Origin of the sequence: Xanthomonas sp. WCS2018Noco2-27 (assembly GCF_031843525.1) — a bacterium.
Taxonomy (GTDB): domain Bacteria; phylum Pseudomonadota; class Gammaproteobacteria; order Xanthomonadales; family Xanthomonadaceae; genus Xanthomonas.
The window spans coordinates 203,487-218,748 of record NZ_JAVTIK010000003.1; the positions used below are offsets into that span (position 1 = coordinate 203,487).

12 protein-coding genes and 1 pseudogene are annotated in these 15,262 nt (G+C 53.9%); all 13 read left to right on the forward strand.

Annotation, left to right across the window (positions count from 1 at the left end):
* Positions 1 to 15 precede the first annotated feature (15 nt).
* The 13 genes and pseudogenes from RQH86_RS08540 to RQH86_RS08600 all read left to right on the forward strand — a co-directional run bounded on the left by RQH86_RS08540 (position 16) and on the right by RQH86_RS08600 (position 14,735).
* Positions 16 to 2,454, forward strand: a complete 2,439-nt coding sequence (locus tag RQH86_RS08540) for a VirB4 family type IV secretion/conjugal transfer ATPase (protein ID WP_115528334.1) — start codon at positions 16 to 18, stop codon at positions 2,452 to 2,454.
* A 29-nt stretch (positions 2,455 to 2,483) separates the two neighbouring features.
* Complete coding sequence (locus RQH86_RS08545; protein ID WP_153066257.1) at positions 2,484 to 3,335, forward strand: hypothetical protein; 852 nt, start codon at positions 2,484 to 2,486, stop codon at positions 3,333 to 3,335.
* A gap of 70 nt (positions 3,336 to 3,405) precedes the next feature.
* Entirely contained in the window at positions 3,406 to 4,569 is a 1,164-nt protein-coding gene (locus tag RQH86_RS08550; protein ID WP_311260572.1) for a type IV secretion system protein, read from the forward strand.
* Between the two features lie 737 nt (positions 4,570 to 5,306).
* Positions 5,307 to 5,816 (forward strand): type IV secretion system protein, encoded by a 510-nt coding sequence (locus RQH86_RS08555; RefSeq protein ID WP_311260573.1) that lies wholly within the window; start codon positions 5,307 to 5,309, stop codon positions 5,814 to 5,816.
* Between the two features lies 1 nt (position 5,817).
* On the forward strand, positions 5,818 to 6,315 hold the full coding sequence (locus RQH86_RS08560; RefSeq protein ID WP_161556503.1) for a DUF4189 domain-containing protein: 498 nt from the start codon (positions 5,818 to 5,820) through the stop codon (positions 6,313 to 6,315).
* 231 nt (positions 6,316 to 6,546) lie between these two features.
* Positions 6,547 to 7,407: a type IV secretion system protein gene (locus tag RQH86_RS08565; RefSeq protein WP_311260726.1), complete on the forward strand. Its 861-nt coding sequence runs from the start codon at positions 6,547 to 6,549 to the stop codon at positions 7,405 to 7,407.
* Between the two features lie 737 nt (positions 7,408 to 8,144).
* Positions 8,145 to 8,654: a type IV secretion system protein gene (locus tag RQH86_RS08570; RefSeq protein WP_311260573.1), complete on the forward strand. Its 510-nt coding sequence runs from the start codon at positions 8,145 to 8,147 to the stop codon at positions 8,652 to 8,654.
* A gap of 1 nt (position 8,655) precedes the next feature.
* Complete coding sequence (locus RQH86_RS08575; RefSeq protein ID WP_161556503.1) at positions 8,656 to 9,153, forward strand: DUF4189 domain-containing protein; 498 nt, start codon at positions 8,656 to 8,658, stop codon at positions 9,151 to 9,153.
* 231 nt (positions 9,154 to 9,384) lie between these two features.
* Positions 9,385 to 10,092, forward strand: a complete 708-nt coding sequence (locus RQH86_RS08580; protein ID WP_311260571.1) for a type IV secretion system protein — start codon at positions 9,385 to 9,387, stop codon at positions 10,090 to 10,092.
* A 215-nt stretch (positions 10,093 to 10,307) separates the two neighbouring features.
* The gene (locus RQH86_RS08585; protein ID WP_311240304.1) at positions 10,308 to 11,081 is read left to right on the forward strand and encodes a hypothetical protein; all 774 of its coding nucleotides are present in this window, start codon (positions 10,308 to 10,310) and stop codon (positions 11,079 to 11,081) included.
* Positions 11,082 to 11,198: 117 nt separating this feature from the next.
* Complete coding sequence (locus RQH86_RS08590) at positions 11,199 to 12,494, forward strand: peptidoglycan-binding protein (RefSeq protein ID WP_311240303.1); 1,296 nt, start codon at positions 11,199 to 11,201, stop codon at positions 12,492 to 12,494.
* A 35-nt stretch (positions 12,495 to 12,529) separates the two neighbouring features.
* Positions 12,530 to 12,927: pseudogene (locus RQH86_RS08595) on the forward strand (type VI secretion protein); the annotation flags it as partial.
* 191 nt (positions 12,928 to 13,118) lie between these two features.
* Positions 13,119 to 14,735, forward strand: a complete 1,617-nt coding sequence (locus RQH86_RS08600) for an alpha-amylase family glycosyl hydrolase (protein ID WP_311240302.1) — start codon at positions 13,119 to 13,121, stop codon at positions 14,733 to 14,735.
* Positions 14,736 to 15,262: the final 527 nt, after the last annotated feature.

A 15,262-nucleotide genomic window follows, 5' to 3' on the forward strand; every position in this document is an offset into this window, starting at 1 on the left:
TCAATGGAATAGAGCATGTTCAGTCCAGATGCGCCAATTGGTGACTTCATTACGTTGTCATCCCATGTTGCACCTGCGGTCATCAAGACCACGGGCGGCGATTTCCTGATTACATGGCACTTGGAAGGGCTGCCCTTCGTGGGCCGTGAAGACTGGGATCTGGAACACAAGCACAACACTTTCAACCGTCTGCTGCAGACTCTGCGCGCCCCTGATTTCGTGAACGTTGCATTCTGGGTTCACGATGTGCGCCGCAAGCGTCGCCTCAAAAGCAAGAGTTCCTTTCGGCAACGCTTTAATCAAGAACTGTCGGATGAGTATTTTGAAATGCTCTCGGCGCAGCGGATCATGCAGAACGAGCTGTATCTGACCATGATTTACCGCCCAGTGGTGGCGGGCAAGCGTTTCGTGGAAAAGTCGACCAATGTCGAGAAGTTGCAGGCAGAGCAGAATCAGGCAGTTGCCAAGTTGATGGAAATGGCCGGCAACGTTGAAGCCGTGATTCGCGACTACTCTCCTTATCGCCTTGGCATGTACGAGGCAAAGAATGGGGTCGTCTTTTCCGAGGCGCTTGAGTTCTTTGGCTATCTGATCAACCGGATCGATGAGCCGGTTCCGGTGCTAGCTGCGCCGATCAGAGATTATCTGCCGGTCAGTCGGCACACGTTTTCGCCGAAGACGGGCGACTTCCTGGTGACGACGCCGAACGGAGGCAACCACTTCGGGGCCATCCTCAATATCAAGGAGTACGCTGAGGCCACCTTCCCCGGCATCCTCAATGGCCTGAAATATCTCGACTTTGAGTATGTGATCACCCATTCCTTCAGCCCAATGGGGCGGCAGGATGCCTTGAAAGTACTGGATCGTACCAAGGGCATGATGATTTCCTCCGGTGACAAGGCCGTCAGTCAGATCGTGGAGCTGGATCAGGCAATGGATCAACTGTCGTCAGGCAACTTTGTGCTTGGCGAATATCACTTTCTGGTAGCCATCTATGCGGATAGCCAGGAACGCCTGTCGCAGAATATCGCGTCGACCCGCGCCGAGCTATCCAATGCAAGTTTTGTTTCTGCCAAGGAAGACATCGCAATTGCGTCGTCCTTCTATTCCCAGCTGCCTGGTAACTGGCGCTACAGGACGCGACTAGCCAACATCAGTTCGCTGAACTTCCTTGGCTTGTCGCCGCTGCATAACTTTGCGACCGGCAAACAGCATAATAATCCGTGGGGAGACTGCGTCACGACGCTGCAGACCACCAACGGCCAGCCGTATTATTTCAATTTCCACGCGACCCATCCTTCGGAGAACTCGCTGGGGGAAAAGGCGATCGCCAATACGATGGTGATCGGCAAGTCGGGTACTGGTAAGACGGCGCTGATCAACTTCCTGTTGAGTCAGGTGCAGAAATACGAGCCGTCGCCGACGATCTTCTTCTTCGACAAGGATCGTGGTGCTGAAATCTTCGTGCGCGCCTGCGGTGGAAATTATCTTGCACTCGAGAACGGTCAGCCTACCGGGTTCAACCCGTTCCAGTGCGAGCGCTCGGAAGAGAACGTCCAGTTTCTGGCAGACCTGATCAAGGTGCTGGCTGGCAAGCGTGAGTACACCTCGCGCGAGGAAGAGGATATCTACCGGGCGGTCGAGAACATGCTCGATACGCCAATGCACCTGCGTAGCATGAGCAATTTTCAAAAGAGCCTCCCCAACATGGGGGATGACGGCTTGTATGCGCGTATGCGGCGCTGGACGTCGGGCAATTCGCTCGGTTGGGTGTTCGACAATCCGGTTGATACGGTCGACCTGAGTCGCGCGAACATTATCGGCTTCGATTACACCGACGTGATCGATAACCCGGAAGTTCGCGTACCGGTCATCAATTATCTGCTGCATAAGCTTGAGTCCCTAATCGATGGGCGGCCGCTCATTTATGTAATGGATGAGTTCTGGAAGATCCTGGACGGCGAAGGTGGCCTGAAGGAATTTGCCAAGAACAAGCAGAAGACCATTCGTAAACAAAACGGTATGGGTATCTTTGCCACGCAAAGCCCCGAAGATGCATTGAAGAGCGACATCGCTGCGGCCCTGATCGAGCAGACCGCCACGCTGATCCTGCTACCCAATCCGAATGCAAGCAGGGAAGACTACATCGAAGGTCTGAAACTGACCGATGCAGAATTCCAGGTTGTCACTGCGTTGGACGAGCGGTCGCGCTGCTTCTTGGTAAAGCAGGGGCATGCATCGAGCGTATGTCAGCTTAATCTGCGCGGTATGGATGATGCGCTGTCGGTAATCTCTGCGTCGACTGATAATATTGAGGTCATGCATCGCGTAATTCAGGATGCCGCTTCGAAGCGGGGTATTCATATCAGTGAGTTGTCGCCTGAAGATTGGTTGGAAAATTTCTATGAAAAGCGCAAAGGGTCTCGTAGTAAGCGGCAAGTTGCCGCGGCCTAGTGTCAGTTGTGTCTAAGGAGCTGTGCTCAATGAATAAGGGAAGCTGGAGAGAGAAGATGACTGTTCAAAGTGGGTCTGGTCGCAAATCGATAAAGCTGAAAGGCAAGCTGCGTGCATTGGTCCTGGCTGTCGGCTGCACGATCTCTCTCAATAGTCAGGCTCTAGTTTTCTTCGATCCAACGAATTTCGTAGAAAACTTCCTCCAAGAAATACAGTCTTACGCACAGTTCGCAAAAGATAATGCACATTATGCGAAAGAAATTCAAAATTTTATCGATACGGCGCAGCGTTGGAAGCAGCAGTATGATGCGGCGATGGCACTCATTGACCTGAGTACGTATCAGTCCTTGCTTCCTGGCGGGGTCAAGTTGGTAAAGGTAGACGAAGATTTCATGGTGCGTGAGCGCTGTGGGGGCGAGGCCCCAAGCATTTTCAGCGTGTCTGGGTTGAAGGAGATCGTACTCAGTAAGGTCCAGGAAACCCTCAACACGGAGGGGATCGACAAACAGCAGAAGAAGACTTGCGCGTTTATCCAGATGTTGAAGAATAAGCGATACAACGATTCTATCGACTTTCTGGAGACGACAATGCCCGCGTTTCAGCGTGAGTTGGACATCATTGCCAGGGGTAATATCGGCAACAGAACGCCTGGGCAGATGGCGCAAGCGATGTATAAGCTCAAGGTGTTGTCGAATTCGATGGATATCCAGATGTCAACGTGGACCTCTCGAAATCAAGCGTATGAGACCTACATCGTTCTGATGGAGGACAAGCAGAAATCGTTAGCGAAGCAGGCACTCAAGGGAAAAGAGGTGCTGCTGGGGACCGTTGTGAAGAATCTGGCGTTACGTGCTGCGTTGAAAAACGAGCAAACCAAGTAAAAGTCTATCGGGAATTTGGCCGAAGCTTTCGCTTCGGCATCGTTGGAATTAAGGAACGTGTCTCATGGTTATGGACATCGCTAGTACAGTTTCCGGTTGGCTGCCCACGATGCGTGTGGCCGACAGTGGCTCGATAGGAGATTTTTTCTTCTTCCAGGCCATCATCGAGTATCTCCGGATCGAAATTTATAATTTCGGCCTTGAGACGATGCGTCGCCTGATGGTCTGGGTCGGCGGAATCGCTTTGACATTGATGACGTTATGGATCCTGTTGCAGGGCTACCTCATCATCACGGGCAAGAGCCGGGACTCTATGATGGCTTTGGTCACTGGTATGGCGCGCGGCGCGCTCGTGGTCATGGTCGCCTCCTCAATGGGGATGTTTGGCCAGGATCTGCATCAGTTTCTGGCGGTGGACGTTCCTCAGGAAATCACGGGCCTGATCACCGGCAACGAGGATGAAACGGCGGAGGAGCAGATCGACCAAAGCCTGGCCTGGATGCAAGTTGCGCTGACCACGATCGATTCCCTACAGGTGGTGGATGACAAGGGACTGCAAGAGGAAAAAGCCACCGCGATGTGGATGACAGGTATCGGCACCGGTGGTCCGGCGCTGACGGCTGCCGCCATGTTGTTGCTGTACCAGGTGGCTATTGCGATGTTCGTCGGCTTTGGTCCGCTGTTCATCCTGTGCCTGCTCTTCGAACAGACCAAGCAGCTGTTCCAGAAGTGGCTGCTCTACGGGATCGGCACGATGTTCTCGATGGGCGTGCTGGCTGCCATGGTGTCGATCTGCATGAAGATGGTTGTCAAGGTGGCCGGATCGCTCTGGGCGGTCAAGGGGCTGGGCATGGTGCTGGATATGGATTTCACGAATGGCATCACAAGCCAGGCCATGCAAACGGGCGGGATGGGCGTATTGTTGACGCTCCTGATCCTGACGACTCCGCCGATGGCTGCTTTCTTCTTCCAGGGCACGCTGGGCAGCTTCATGGCGTACTCGCAGATTGGCGGTGCAACTGGCGGCGGCGGATCGCCTGGGCCGCAGGGGCAGGCGCCGGGGTCGTACACTCCGCCTAGTCCTACTAAAGATAATGGATCTTCGGCTTCTTCTTCGGCACCAGAAGTGCGAGTTGCTTCACCTAATTCAGGTGCGCACTCAGGGTCCAACGCTTCTTCTGGCATGATGGCCCAAGCACCAACGTCAAATGGTACCAGTCGCTCTCGTGGCTGAAAATTTAACTTGAACGACTCGTGCCTTAGGATGTAATCATGACTAGAATTGCACTACTATTTTTTTTGATTTTTTTATCTTTTGAATCACCGGCCGAGGGTAATTGCCCTCCGGGATATTATCCAATTGGAGGTCAAGGCGCTGCAGGTTGCGCTCCTATACCACAAGGTGGTTCAGGCTCAGATGCGGCACCGAGGGCGACCGGTAAGTGGATAAAAACCTGGGGGGCGTTCGCTATGTCACCAGACGGTACCATGGGAACCTCGTCGGGCAAGTTGAGCAAGCGTGACGCCTCAAAGTCTGCTATAGATGCCTGTACCGGCAGTTCACAGGCGTGCGCAATTAAATATACGTTTAGAAATGCTTGTATTGGCATGTCGCAAGTGATTGGAGGGGGTGTCTACGCGATTGAGAGTGGGCCTAATTTGGAGGCCGCTCAGCGTAACTCTGATAGTTCCTGTAAAAAGAAATCGGGTAACTCTTGTAAATTAGTCTATTCTGTTTGCTCAGAGCCAGTGTTTAAGAGTTTTTGAATGGTCTCTCTGGGTTTGATTGTGGTAGGCGTCGTATTGTAACTGGTCTATGTCGAAGGCAATGGAGTGATCGCTTTTCTTCAAGACGGAATCCAAAGAAGACGCTTTCCAGAAATGTCGAAAGGTTGCAAGAGGACGGGCTTCAGGCGCTCTAGTGAGCTGCAGTTGTGATTCTCTTGGTTTTAGGATGTTGTTTACCCTCGCATTCTTTTCGATCAGACCAAGCAGCTGTTCCAGAAGTGGCTGCTCTACGGGATCGGCACGATGTTCTCGATGGACGTGCTGGCTGCCATGGTGTCGATCTGCATGAAGATGGTTGTCAAGGTGGCCGGATCGCTCTGGGCGGTCAAGGGGCTGGGCATGGTGCTGGAGATGGACTTCACGAACGGCATCACAAGCCAGGCCATGCAAACGGGCGGGATGGGCGTATTGTTGACGCTCCTGATCCTGACGACTCCGCCGATGGCTGCTTTCTTCTTCCAGGGCACGCTGGGCATCTTCATGGCGTACTCGCAGATTGGCGGTGCGGCCTCGGCCGGCGGATCGCCTGGGCCGCAGGGGCAGGCGCCGGGATCGGATGTGCCTGCTCAGCCGAGTGGTAGCTCTGGCGACGGCGAGTCTAGAAGTAGACCAGATGCTCGTGTTTCTGGAGCCAACAGCTACTCAGAGCAACAGCCAAATGCACGCTCTTCGCGAAGAAGCGGTGAGGAATAACATGATCATCAAGAATACTTTTCGCTCAATGATTTTTCTTGGTTTTTTCTGTGCATTTTCAGCTTCCGCTGAAGGCTCCTGCCCCGCTGGTTACTATCCAATAGGGGGGCAGGGTGTCTCCGGATGTGCTCCGATGAATACAGCAGAAGGCGCTTCGCCACAAGCGAGCGGGGAGTGGAAAACTAAATGGGGTGCCTTGGCGCGAAGTGCAGATAGCTCGATTTTGGGTGTTTCGGCAAAGGAAAGTTCCAAAAATTCGGCTCGCTCGACTGCTTTAAAATTTTGCAAGAAGGCGGGTGGTGAGGGATGTAAGGTTACTTTAGTTTACAAAAATGCCTGTGTTGCCCAGGCATCTTCTTATCAAGTTAATCTTTCAATAACTTATACAGAGAGCACCACAAGGCTGGCAGAGAAAGGTGCTTTAGAAAAATGTGGTAGCTCGGATTGTAAAATAACTTATTCGGAATGCAGTCAGTCCGAGTTCCGGAGTTATCGTTAGTGGCAATGAAGGGTGTTTGTATTGGGTTCGCCGTTTTTTAGGGTTGGTTCTAAGATCTAGTGTTGGCAGTAATGTGAGTTGCTGAAGCCGGCTGTGTAAGCCTTGGTCTAGCTCACTGCCTTTGCTGATAGTCTCTTAGCGTTTGCTTGACGTTTTGAGCAAAAGCCATGACTCGATGGCAAATGCTGGTTACTCGCGCAGTGCGCTGATGTGGAACGGTGGCCATCTTCGATGGATATGTTTGGCCAGGAGCTGCATCAGTTTCTGGCGGTGGACGTTCCTCAGGAAATCAGGGGCCTGATCACCGGCAACGAGGATGAAACGGCGGAGGAGCAGATCGACCAAAGCCTGGCCTGGATGCAAGTTGCGCTGACCACGATCGATTCCCTACAGGTGGTGGATGACAAGGGACTGCAAGGGGAAAAAGCCACCGCGATGTGGATGACAGGTATCGGCACCGGTGGTCCGGCGCTGAAGGCTGCTGCCATGTTGTTGCTGTACCAGGTGGCTATTGCGATGTTCGTCGGCTTTGGTCCGCTGTTCATCCTGTGCCTGCTCTTCGAACAGACCAAGCAGCTGTTCCAGAAGTGGCTGCTCTACGGGATCGGCACGATGTTCTCGATGGGCGTGCTGGCTGCCATGGTGTCGATCTGCATGAAGATGGTTGTCAAGGTGGCCGGATCGCTCTGGGCGGTTAAGGGGCTTGGCATGGTGCTCGACATGGATTTCACGAACGGCATTACAAGCCAGGCCATGCAAACGGGCGGGATGGGCGTATTGTTGACGCTCCTGATCCTGACGACTCCGCCGATGGCTGCTTTCTTCTTCCAGGGCACGCTGGGCAGCTTCATGGCGTACTCGCAGATTGGCGGTGCAACTGGCGGCGGCGGATCGCCTGGGCCGCAGGGGCAGGCGCCGGGGTCGTACACTCCGCCTAGTCCTACTAAAGATAATGGATCTTCGGCTTCTTCTTCGGCACCAGAAGTGCGAGTTGCTTCACCTAATTCAGGTGCGCACTCAGGGTCCAACGCTTCTTCTGGCATGATGGCCCAAGCACCAACGTCAAATGGTACCAGTCGCTCTCGTGGCTGAAAATTTAACTTGAACGACTCGTGCCTTAGGATGTAATCATGACTAGAATTGCACTACTATTTTTTTTGATTTTTTTATCTTTTGAATCACCGGCCGAGGGTAATTGCCCTCCGGGATATTATCCAATTGGAGGTCAAGGCGCTGCAGGTTGCGCTCCTATACCACAAGGTGGTTCAGGCTCAGATGCGGCACCGAGGGCGACCGGTAAGTGGATAAAAACCTGGGGGGCGTTCGCTATGTCACCAGACGGTACCATGGGAACCTCGTCGGGCAAGTTGAGCAAGCGTGACGCCTCAAAGTCTGCTATAGATGCCTGTACCGGCAGTTCACAGGCGTGCGCAATTAAATATACGTTTAGAAATGCTTGTATTGGCATGTCGCAAGTGATTGGAGGGGGTGTCTACGCGATTGAGAGTGGGCCTAATTTGGAGGCCGCTCAGCGTAACTCTGATAGTTCCTGTAAAAAGAAATCGGGTAACTCTTGTAAATTAGTCTATTCTGTTTGCTCAGAGCCAGTGTTTAAGAGTTTTTGAATGGTCTCTCTGGGTTTGATTGTGGTAGGCGTCGTATTGTAACTGGTCTATGTCGAAGGCAATGGAGTGATCGCTTTTCTTCAAGACGGAATCCAAAGAAGACGCTTTCCAGAAATGTCGAAAGGTTGCAAGAGGACGGGCTTCAGGCGCTCTAGTGAGCTGCAGTTGTGATTCTCTTGGTTTTAGGATGTTGTTTACCCTCGCATTCTTTTCGATCAGACCAAGCAGCTGTTCCAGAAGTGGCTGCTCTACGGGATCGGCACGATGTTCTCGATGGACGTGCTGGCTGCCATGGTGTCGATCTGCATGAAGATGGTTGTCAAGGTGGCCGGATCGCTCTGGGCGGTCAAGGGGCTGGGCATGGTGCTGGAGATGGACTTCACGAACGGCATCACAAGCCAGGCCATGCAAACGGGCGGGATGGGCGTATTGTTGACGCTCCTGATCCTGACGACTCCGCCGATGGCTGCTTTCTTCTTCCAGGGCACGCTGGGCATCTTCATGGCGTACTCGCAGATTGGCGGTGCGGCCTCGGCCGGCGGATCGCCTGGGCCGCAGGGGCAGGCGCCGGGATCGGATGTGCCTGCTCAGCCGAGTGGTAGCTCTGGCGACGGCGAGTCTAGAAGTAGACCAGATGCTCGTGTTTCTGGAGCCAACAGCTACTCAGAGCAACAGCCAAATGCACGCTCTTCGCGAAGAAGCGGTGAGGAATAACATGATCATCAAGAATACTTTTCGCTCAATGATTTTTCTTGGTTTTTTCTGTGCATTTTCAGCTTCCGCTGAAGGCTCCTGCCCCGCTGGTTACTATCCAATAGGGGGGCAGGGTGTCTCCGGATGTGCTCCGATGAATACAGCAGAAGGCGCTTCGCCACAAGCGAGCGGGGAGTGGAAAACTAAATGGGGTGCCTTGGCGCGAAGTGCAGATAGCTCGATTTTGGGTGTTTCGGCAAAGGAAAGTTCCAAAAATTCGGCTCGCTCGACTGCTTTAAAATTTTGCAAGAAGGCGGGTGGTGAGGGATGTAAGGTTACTTTAGTTTACAAAAATGCCTGTGTTGCCCAGGCATCTTCTTATCAAGTTAATCTTTCAATAACTTATACAGAGAGCACCACAAGGCTGGCAGAGAAAGGTGCTTTAGAAAAATGTGGTAGCTCGGATTGTAAAATAACTTATTCGGAATGCAGTCAGTCCGAGTTCCGGAGTTATCGTTAGTGGCAATGAAGGGTGTTTGTATTGGGTTCGCCGTTTTTTAGGGTTGGTTCTAAGATCTAGTGTTGGCAGTAATGTGAGTTGCTGAAGCCGGCTGTGTAAGCCTTGGTCTAGCTCACTGCCTTTGCTGATAGTCTCTTAGCGTTTGCTTGACGTTTTGAGCAAAAGCCATGACTCGATGGCAAATGCTGGTTACTCGCGCAGTGCGCTGATGTGGAACGGTGGCCATCTTCGATGGATATGTTTGGCCAGGAGCTGCATCAGTTTCTGGCGGTGGACGTTCCTCAGGAAATCAGGGGCCTGATCACCGGCAACGAGGATGAAACGGCGGAGGAGCAGATCGACCAAAGCCTGGCCTGGATGCAAGTTGCGCTGACCACGATCGATTCCCTACAGGTGGTGGATGACAAGGGACTGCAAGGGGAAAAAGCCACCGCGATGTGGATGACAGGTATCGGCACCGGTGGTCCGGCGCTGAAGGCTGCTGCCATGTTGTTGCTGTACCAGGTGGCTATTGCGATGTTCGTCGGCTTTGGTCCGCTGTTCATCCTGTGCCTGCTCTTCGAACAGACCAAGCAGCTGTTCCAGAAGTGGCTGCTCTACGGGATCGGCACGATGTTCTCGATGGGCGTGCTGGCTGCCATGGTGTCGATCTGCATGAAGATGGTTGTCAAGGTGGCCGGATCGCTCTGGGCGGTTAAGGGGCTTGGCATGGTGCTCGACATGGATTTCACGAACGGCATTACAAGCCAGGCCATGCAAACGGGCGGGATGGGCGTATTGTTGACGCTCCTGATCCTGACGACTCCGCCGATGGCTGCTTTCTTCTTCCAGGGCACGCTGGGCAGCTTCATGGCGTACTCGCAGATTGGCGCCGCTACATTTGCTGGCGGATGCTTTGAAGGGACCAGTGGATTTTCGGGTCTATCTTTTTTATTGTAGACAATGAGTTGCTTTTGCGGTACCACAATATTCAGAATATTTTCAAGTCTCTACCAAAGAAAGGTGTACTGTAAGTTTGGTGAAAAAATGCGAAAAGAGTAGTGATGGTTCATGCAAGGTTGGATACTTCGGTTGCTCATATCTTGTGTTCAAGCAGTGCTTAATTAATTATTGGGATTTTTATGGCCTGGCCACGTGCATCATTAGAGATCTTGGTGAGTTCGATTTTTTTCATATGCGTCATTTCGCTCGTGGCGTGTAGCCCTGGTCATGCTCCTTCTGGGGGCACTGACTCAGTAGAAGCACCCGCTGAGAATCTAGTTGAAAAGAAACCTGTAGCCGCGATGCAAAAGGATTTGAAGATGCCATCTGCCGTCAATGCTAAACTCAACAGCCAAGGCGAGATAAACGTAAAAATCAGTGATATTGCTATTTCAATTAACGCGCAGGGCTGCACCGAAGATAGTCCTGGGATCATGCTATGTAATCGCTCGCCGGTTGTAGAGGTGGCGTTTCCAGGAGTCAAGTCAATTTCTCTGGAGCCTGAGGCGTTGTACTTGGATAGCAATTCCACGTTCTATCATGGTCCGCTAGATGACACTTACAAGAAAAACCGTCACTCAATCATTCTGGCCGATATCAATGGCGATGGACACGAAGATGTTGTGGTGTGGTCTGGAAAAGAGGGTAGTTATGGTGGCCCCTCTTACAGCGTCTATCTTTTCGATTCTGTGCATAGACGCCTTGTCTTCAATCAGTCGCTATCCGATATTACGGTAATGGCCAACGGCCTATTCTCCGTGAAAGGAAATGTGCTGACTTCTACTTCTGGTGATGGATGTTGTATCCACGTCTTCGATACCTATGAGCTTAATAATAACGAAGCGGTGCTCATAGAGCGATTAACCGAAGACACGAGTGATCCCGCCAATCCGAAGAAAAAGATCGAGCGGCTTCAAGATGGTGAAATGAACGAGGTGTCCAACTAGGAAGTGTGTGGTAATTTGTAGCTAGTACATGCAACGCATCTTCGGGTCTGCAATGCCTATGATGCAACAACAAATTCTAATGACATGCACGTATGACATGCACGTACGGAGAATACTATGAGTGATGGACGTGGTCGGAGCACCGAGGGCTTTGGTGTGGATCGGGAATCTTCTGTTAGGTTGATCGTCAAAACTGCTCTTGAGAACGGTGTGACCGATCCAAAGCAAATATCGTACATGTTGGCGACGGCCCAGCATGAGACGCGTAATTTTCAGGCACCTGAAGAAGATTTTGGGCGTAGCCAAGCGCGCAAGCTTGGATACAGCGGCGGCGAAGAATTTTACGGTCGTGGCTACGTCCATCTCACGCACGACTATAATTATGCGAAGTTTGACAAGTTGCTGGGCCTAAATGGCGAAATGGTCCGTAATCCAGATATGGCGAAGGACCCGGAAATTGCCGCAAAGGTATTGGTTGTTGGTATGCGCGATGGCTTGTTTACCGGTAAGCCTCTTGATCGGTACATTGATGCCGATAGCCACGACGTCTATAACGCCCGGCGTGTAGTAAATGGTGTTACGCCTAGCAAACCTTGGAGTATTGAAGCAGCCAAAGACTGCCAAAAGCACGCGGAAAGTTGGGAGCGTCGTGTTCCTGATTTGATTGAGAGCGTCAAGCGCGATGGTGTCGATCTCAAAGCCAGCGCAGCGCCCACTTCAGCCTCCCATCACACCGCAAAATCGCACGACGGCAAACTCGAAAAAGGCGAGCGCGGCGAGCAAGTGAAGCATCTGCAAGGCCAGCTTGCCCAGCTTGGCGCAACCGGTCGCGATGGCAAGCCGCTGCAGGCAGACGGCGACTTCGGTGGCAACACCAAATACGCCGTCGAGCAATTCCAACGCGAGCGTGGTTTGCAGGTAGATGGTGTGGTGGGCAACCAGACGCAGGCGGCTTTGGGTCAGGCGCTGTCGCAGCAAACGGCCAAGCAAGCCGAGCAGCCGTCCGCTCCTGCTGCGCCGGCACAGGCAGCATCTGGCCCCCTGCTGTCAGACCCTCGTCATCCAGATAACGCGATGTACAGCGGTGCGGTCAGCAAGTTGGAAGCACTGGGCGAGCGTGGCGGTTTCGCCAACCGCAAAGAGCTTGAGCAGGCAGCTGGCCAGATCGTGTTCGAGTCCAAGGTCAGCGGTCTCCAACGTATCGATCATGTGTTGCCTACTAAGAGCGGTGACGGTTTCTTTGCAGTGCAGGGCGAGATGACCGATCCGGCGATGCGCCGTGTTTTCGTAGATCGCACGCAAGCGGAGGCGCAACCATTGGAGCACAGCACCCGACAGGTAGCTGAAGAGAACCAGCCCCAGGCGACGCAGGTGCAGTCCCAGGAGACTGCCGCCCGTTCGATGTCCATATAGGTATTAGTGGTCGTTGCGCTTCAGCGATTTGATAAATCGCCAAGGCGGTCAGGAATGTCCGCCTTGGCTCTACTTCCAACGACCAGCACGACGAGATCGCGATTTTTCATTGGAATTTGTTGCAGCGGACGACTGCGTGGGTAGGAGGAGGGGCGCTGACGGTGCTGATGCTGTGGATCTTGATTCAGGGCTACCGTCTTGCATCCGGGCAGTCGCGCGCGAGGCGGCGATGGGACTGTTGCGCGTAGCATTGGTCATCGGCCTGGCCACGAGCATGGCCAAGGGGCGTCGTAGCTCTATTGGACCTTGCATGACGGGGGGCAGCCATTCGATCACCAGGACGGTGATCGGCGACTCCGATAGCCCCGACGAGGCGAACGACAAGAGCCTGATGATGCTGCAGGTGGCGATGTCCGGTCTTGACCAAATCAAGCACGTGGCGGTGAGGCGAGCATCGTGGCGGCATGCGTGAACTCCGTTGATTCGCTGTACCAGCTTTGGTTGAGGTGGACTTGTCTATTGAATACGTATGCACGGATACGCTCTGCGTCTGTTGCGCCGCTACGCTTGTGCTCTTGATTGGGCGTCTTTTCTGGCGCCCGCATTGGCCCGGGAGGGGCGTACATGTCGCAGACACCATGGTGGCGCGGGGCCGTCATCTATCAGATCTATCCGCGCAGTTTTCTCGATTCCAATGGCGATGGGGTCGGTGATTTGCCCGGCATAATCGCCAAGCTGGACTACATCGCCGGGTTGGGGGTGGATGCGATCTGGATCTCGCCGTTCTTCAAGTCGCCGATGGCCGATTTTGGTTACGACATCGCAGACTATCGCGCGGTGGATCCCTTGTTCGGGACGCTGGACGATTTTGATCGCTTGCTCGACAAGGCGCATGGGCTTGGCTTGAAAGTGATGATCGACCAGGTGCTGAGCCATACGTCGATCGCGCATGCGTGGTTCCAGGAGAGCCGTCAGGACAGGACCAATCCGAAGGCCGATTGGTACGTGTGGGCCGACCCGCGCGAGGATGGGACTCCGCCGAATAACTGGTTGTCATTGTTCGGTGGCGTGGCGTGGCAGTGGGAGCCGCGGCGCGAGCAGTACTACCTGCACAACTTCCTGGTGGACCAGCCTGACCTGAATTTCCACAGTGCGGAGGTGCAGCAGGCGACCTTGGACAACGTGCGTTTCTGGCTGGATCGGGGCGTGGATGGCTTCCGGCTGGATGCGATCAACTTCTGTTTCCATGATGTGCAGCTGCGCGACAACCCGGCCAAGCCAGCGGACAAGCGAGTAGGGCGCGGCTTCAGTGCGGACAATCCGTACGCGTATCAGTACCACTACTTCAACAATACGCAGCCGGAGAACCTTGGGTTCCTTGAGCGCTTGCGTGCGCTGCTGGATCGCTACCCGAACGCGGTGAGCCTGGGCGAGATATCGTCTGAGGATTCGCTGGCGACCACCGCCGAGTACACCGCCCAGGGCCGCTTGCATATGGGCTACAGCTTCGAGCTCTTGGTGCAGGACTATAGCGCCGCGTATATCCGCGAGACGGTGAGCCGGCTCGAGGCCACCATGTTGGAGGGGTGGCCGTGCTGGGCGATTTCCAACCACGATGTGGTGCGTGCGGTAACGCGTTGGGGCGGCGAGCATGCATCACCGGCGTTTGCGCGGATGGTGGTGGCGCTGCTGTGTTCGCTGCGTGGGTCGATCTGCCTGTATCAGGGCGAGGAGCTAGGCCTGGGCGAAGCGGACGTGGCATTCGAGGACCTGCAGGACCCGTATGGCATTACGTTCTGGCCGACCTTCAAGGGCCGCGATGGCTGCCGTACGCCGATGCCATGGACCGACGCGCCATCTGCTGGATTCACCAGCGGCAAGCCGTGGTTGCCGCTGGCGGAACCACATCGTGCCGCTGCGGTGAGTGTGCAGCAGGACAATGCGCATTCTGTGTTAAGCGCAGTACGTGCGTTTCTTGCCTGGCGTAAGGAAATACCGGCGTTGCGCGAGGGATCCATCGCTTTCTACGACACGGCCGAGCCTGTGCTGATGTTCCGGCGCGAGCATGCTGGTCAGGTCGTGCTGTTGGCATTCAATCTGTCTGGCGAACCTGCCGACCTGGCATCGCCTGCCGGCGAGTGGGAGCAGATCGATGTGCCTGGTGTTGAGCGTGGGGCGATCGAGGGCGGTCAGATCAGGTTGGCCGGGCATGCGGTTGTTGCTGCGATAGGTCGTGGCTGAGTACGACTAGCTGCAACTTCCATTCGTGAGCTTGAGATGGCTTTGAAGAACGGTGCGGCATTTTTTGCGATGTCGCTCCGTTCTTTTTAGCAGGCTGATCGTCTCGCGTACTGGATCGTTGATAAGCCCTGGCGTTGCATGCCTTCTCACTAGTGAGTGGCAGGGTGTCATCAGGAACGGATGAATTTTGATGCGTCTTACGATCTGTTAGCTGGCTTGGCTAGCATGCGGTGTTGTAGCTAGCGGCGACTCGCTGCAAGGCTTTTTTAAGCAGCCTGCTGCCTTTGCGAGTGCGTCGCTAAGCGCATATGCGCGGCGTGCAGCTCGAAAGTCGGTCTTATACCGCGTAACTTAGGACCTGTGGCTTGTGGCCTGTAGCAGGAAAGGATGTGCTGCAAGTTGTCTTGCGCGATCTCGTTAGGTTGGACTTCGTGGTGAAGATATCAAAAGAAGACCCGCCGGCTTGATGTCGGCGGGTCTTTTTTATGCAGGGGCGCAATGGAAATGTCGTTTGGCGCTATACGTTT

Coding starts and splice junctions, on each gene's coding strand:
- RQH86_RS08540 (WP_115528334.1), top strand. CDS start 16: ATGTTCAGTCCAGATGCGCCAATTGGTGACTTCATTACGTTGTCATCC.
- RQH86_RS08545 (WP_153066257.1), top strand. CDS start 2,484: ATGAATAAGGGAAGCTGGAGAGAGAAGATGACTGTTCAAAGTGGGTCT.
- RQH86_RS08550 (WP_311260572.1), top strand. CDS start 3,406: ATGGACATCGCTAGTACAGTTTCCGGTTGGCTGCCCACGATGCGTGTG.
- RQH86_RS08560 (WP_161556503.1), top strand. CDS start 5,818: ATGATCATCAAGAATACTTTTCGCTCAATGATTTTTCTTGGTTTTTTC.
- RQH86_RS08565 (WP_311260726.1), top strand. CDS start 6,547: ATGGATATGTTTGGCCAGGAGCTGCATCAGTTTCTGGCGGTGGACGTT.
- RQH86_RS08575 (WP_161556503.1), top strand. CDS start 8,656: ATGATCATCAAGAATACTTTTCGCTCAATGATTTTTCTTGGTTTTTTC.
- RQH86_RS08580 (WP_311260571.1), top strand. CDS start 9,385: ATGGATATGTTTGGCCAGGAGCTGCATCAGTTTCTGGCGGTGGACGTT.
- RQH86_RS08590 (WP_311240303.1), top strand. CDS start 11,199: ATGAGTGATGGACGTGGTCGGAGCACCGAGGGCTTTGGTGTGGATCGG.
- RQH86_RS08600 (WP_311240302.1), top strand. CDS start 13,119: ATGTCGCAGACACCATGGTGGCGCGGGGCCGTCATCTATCAGATCTAT.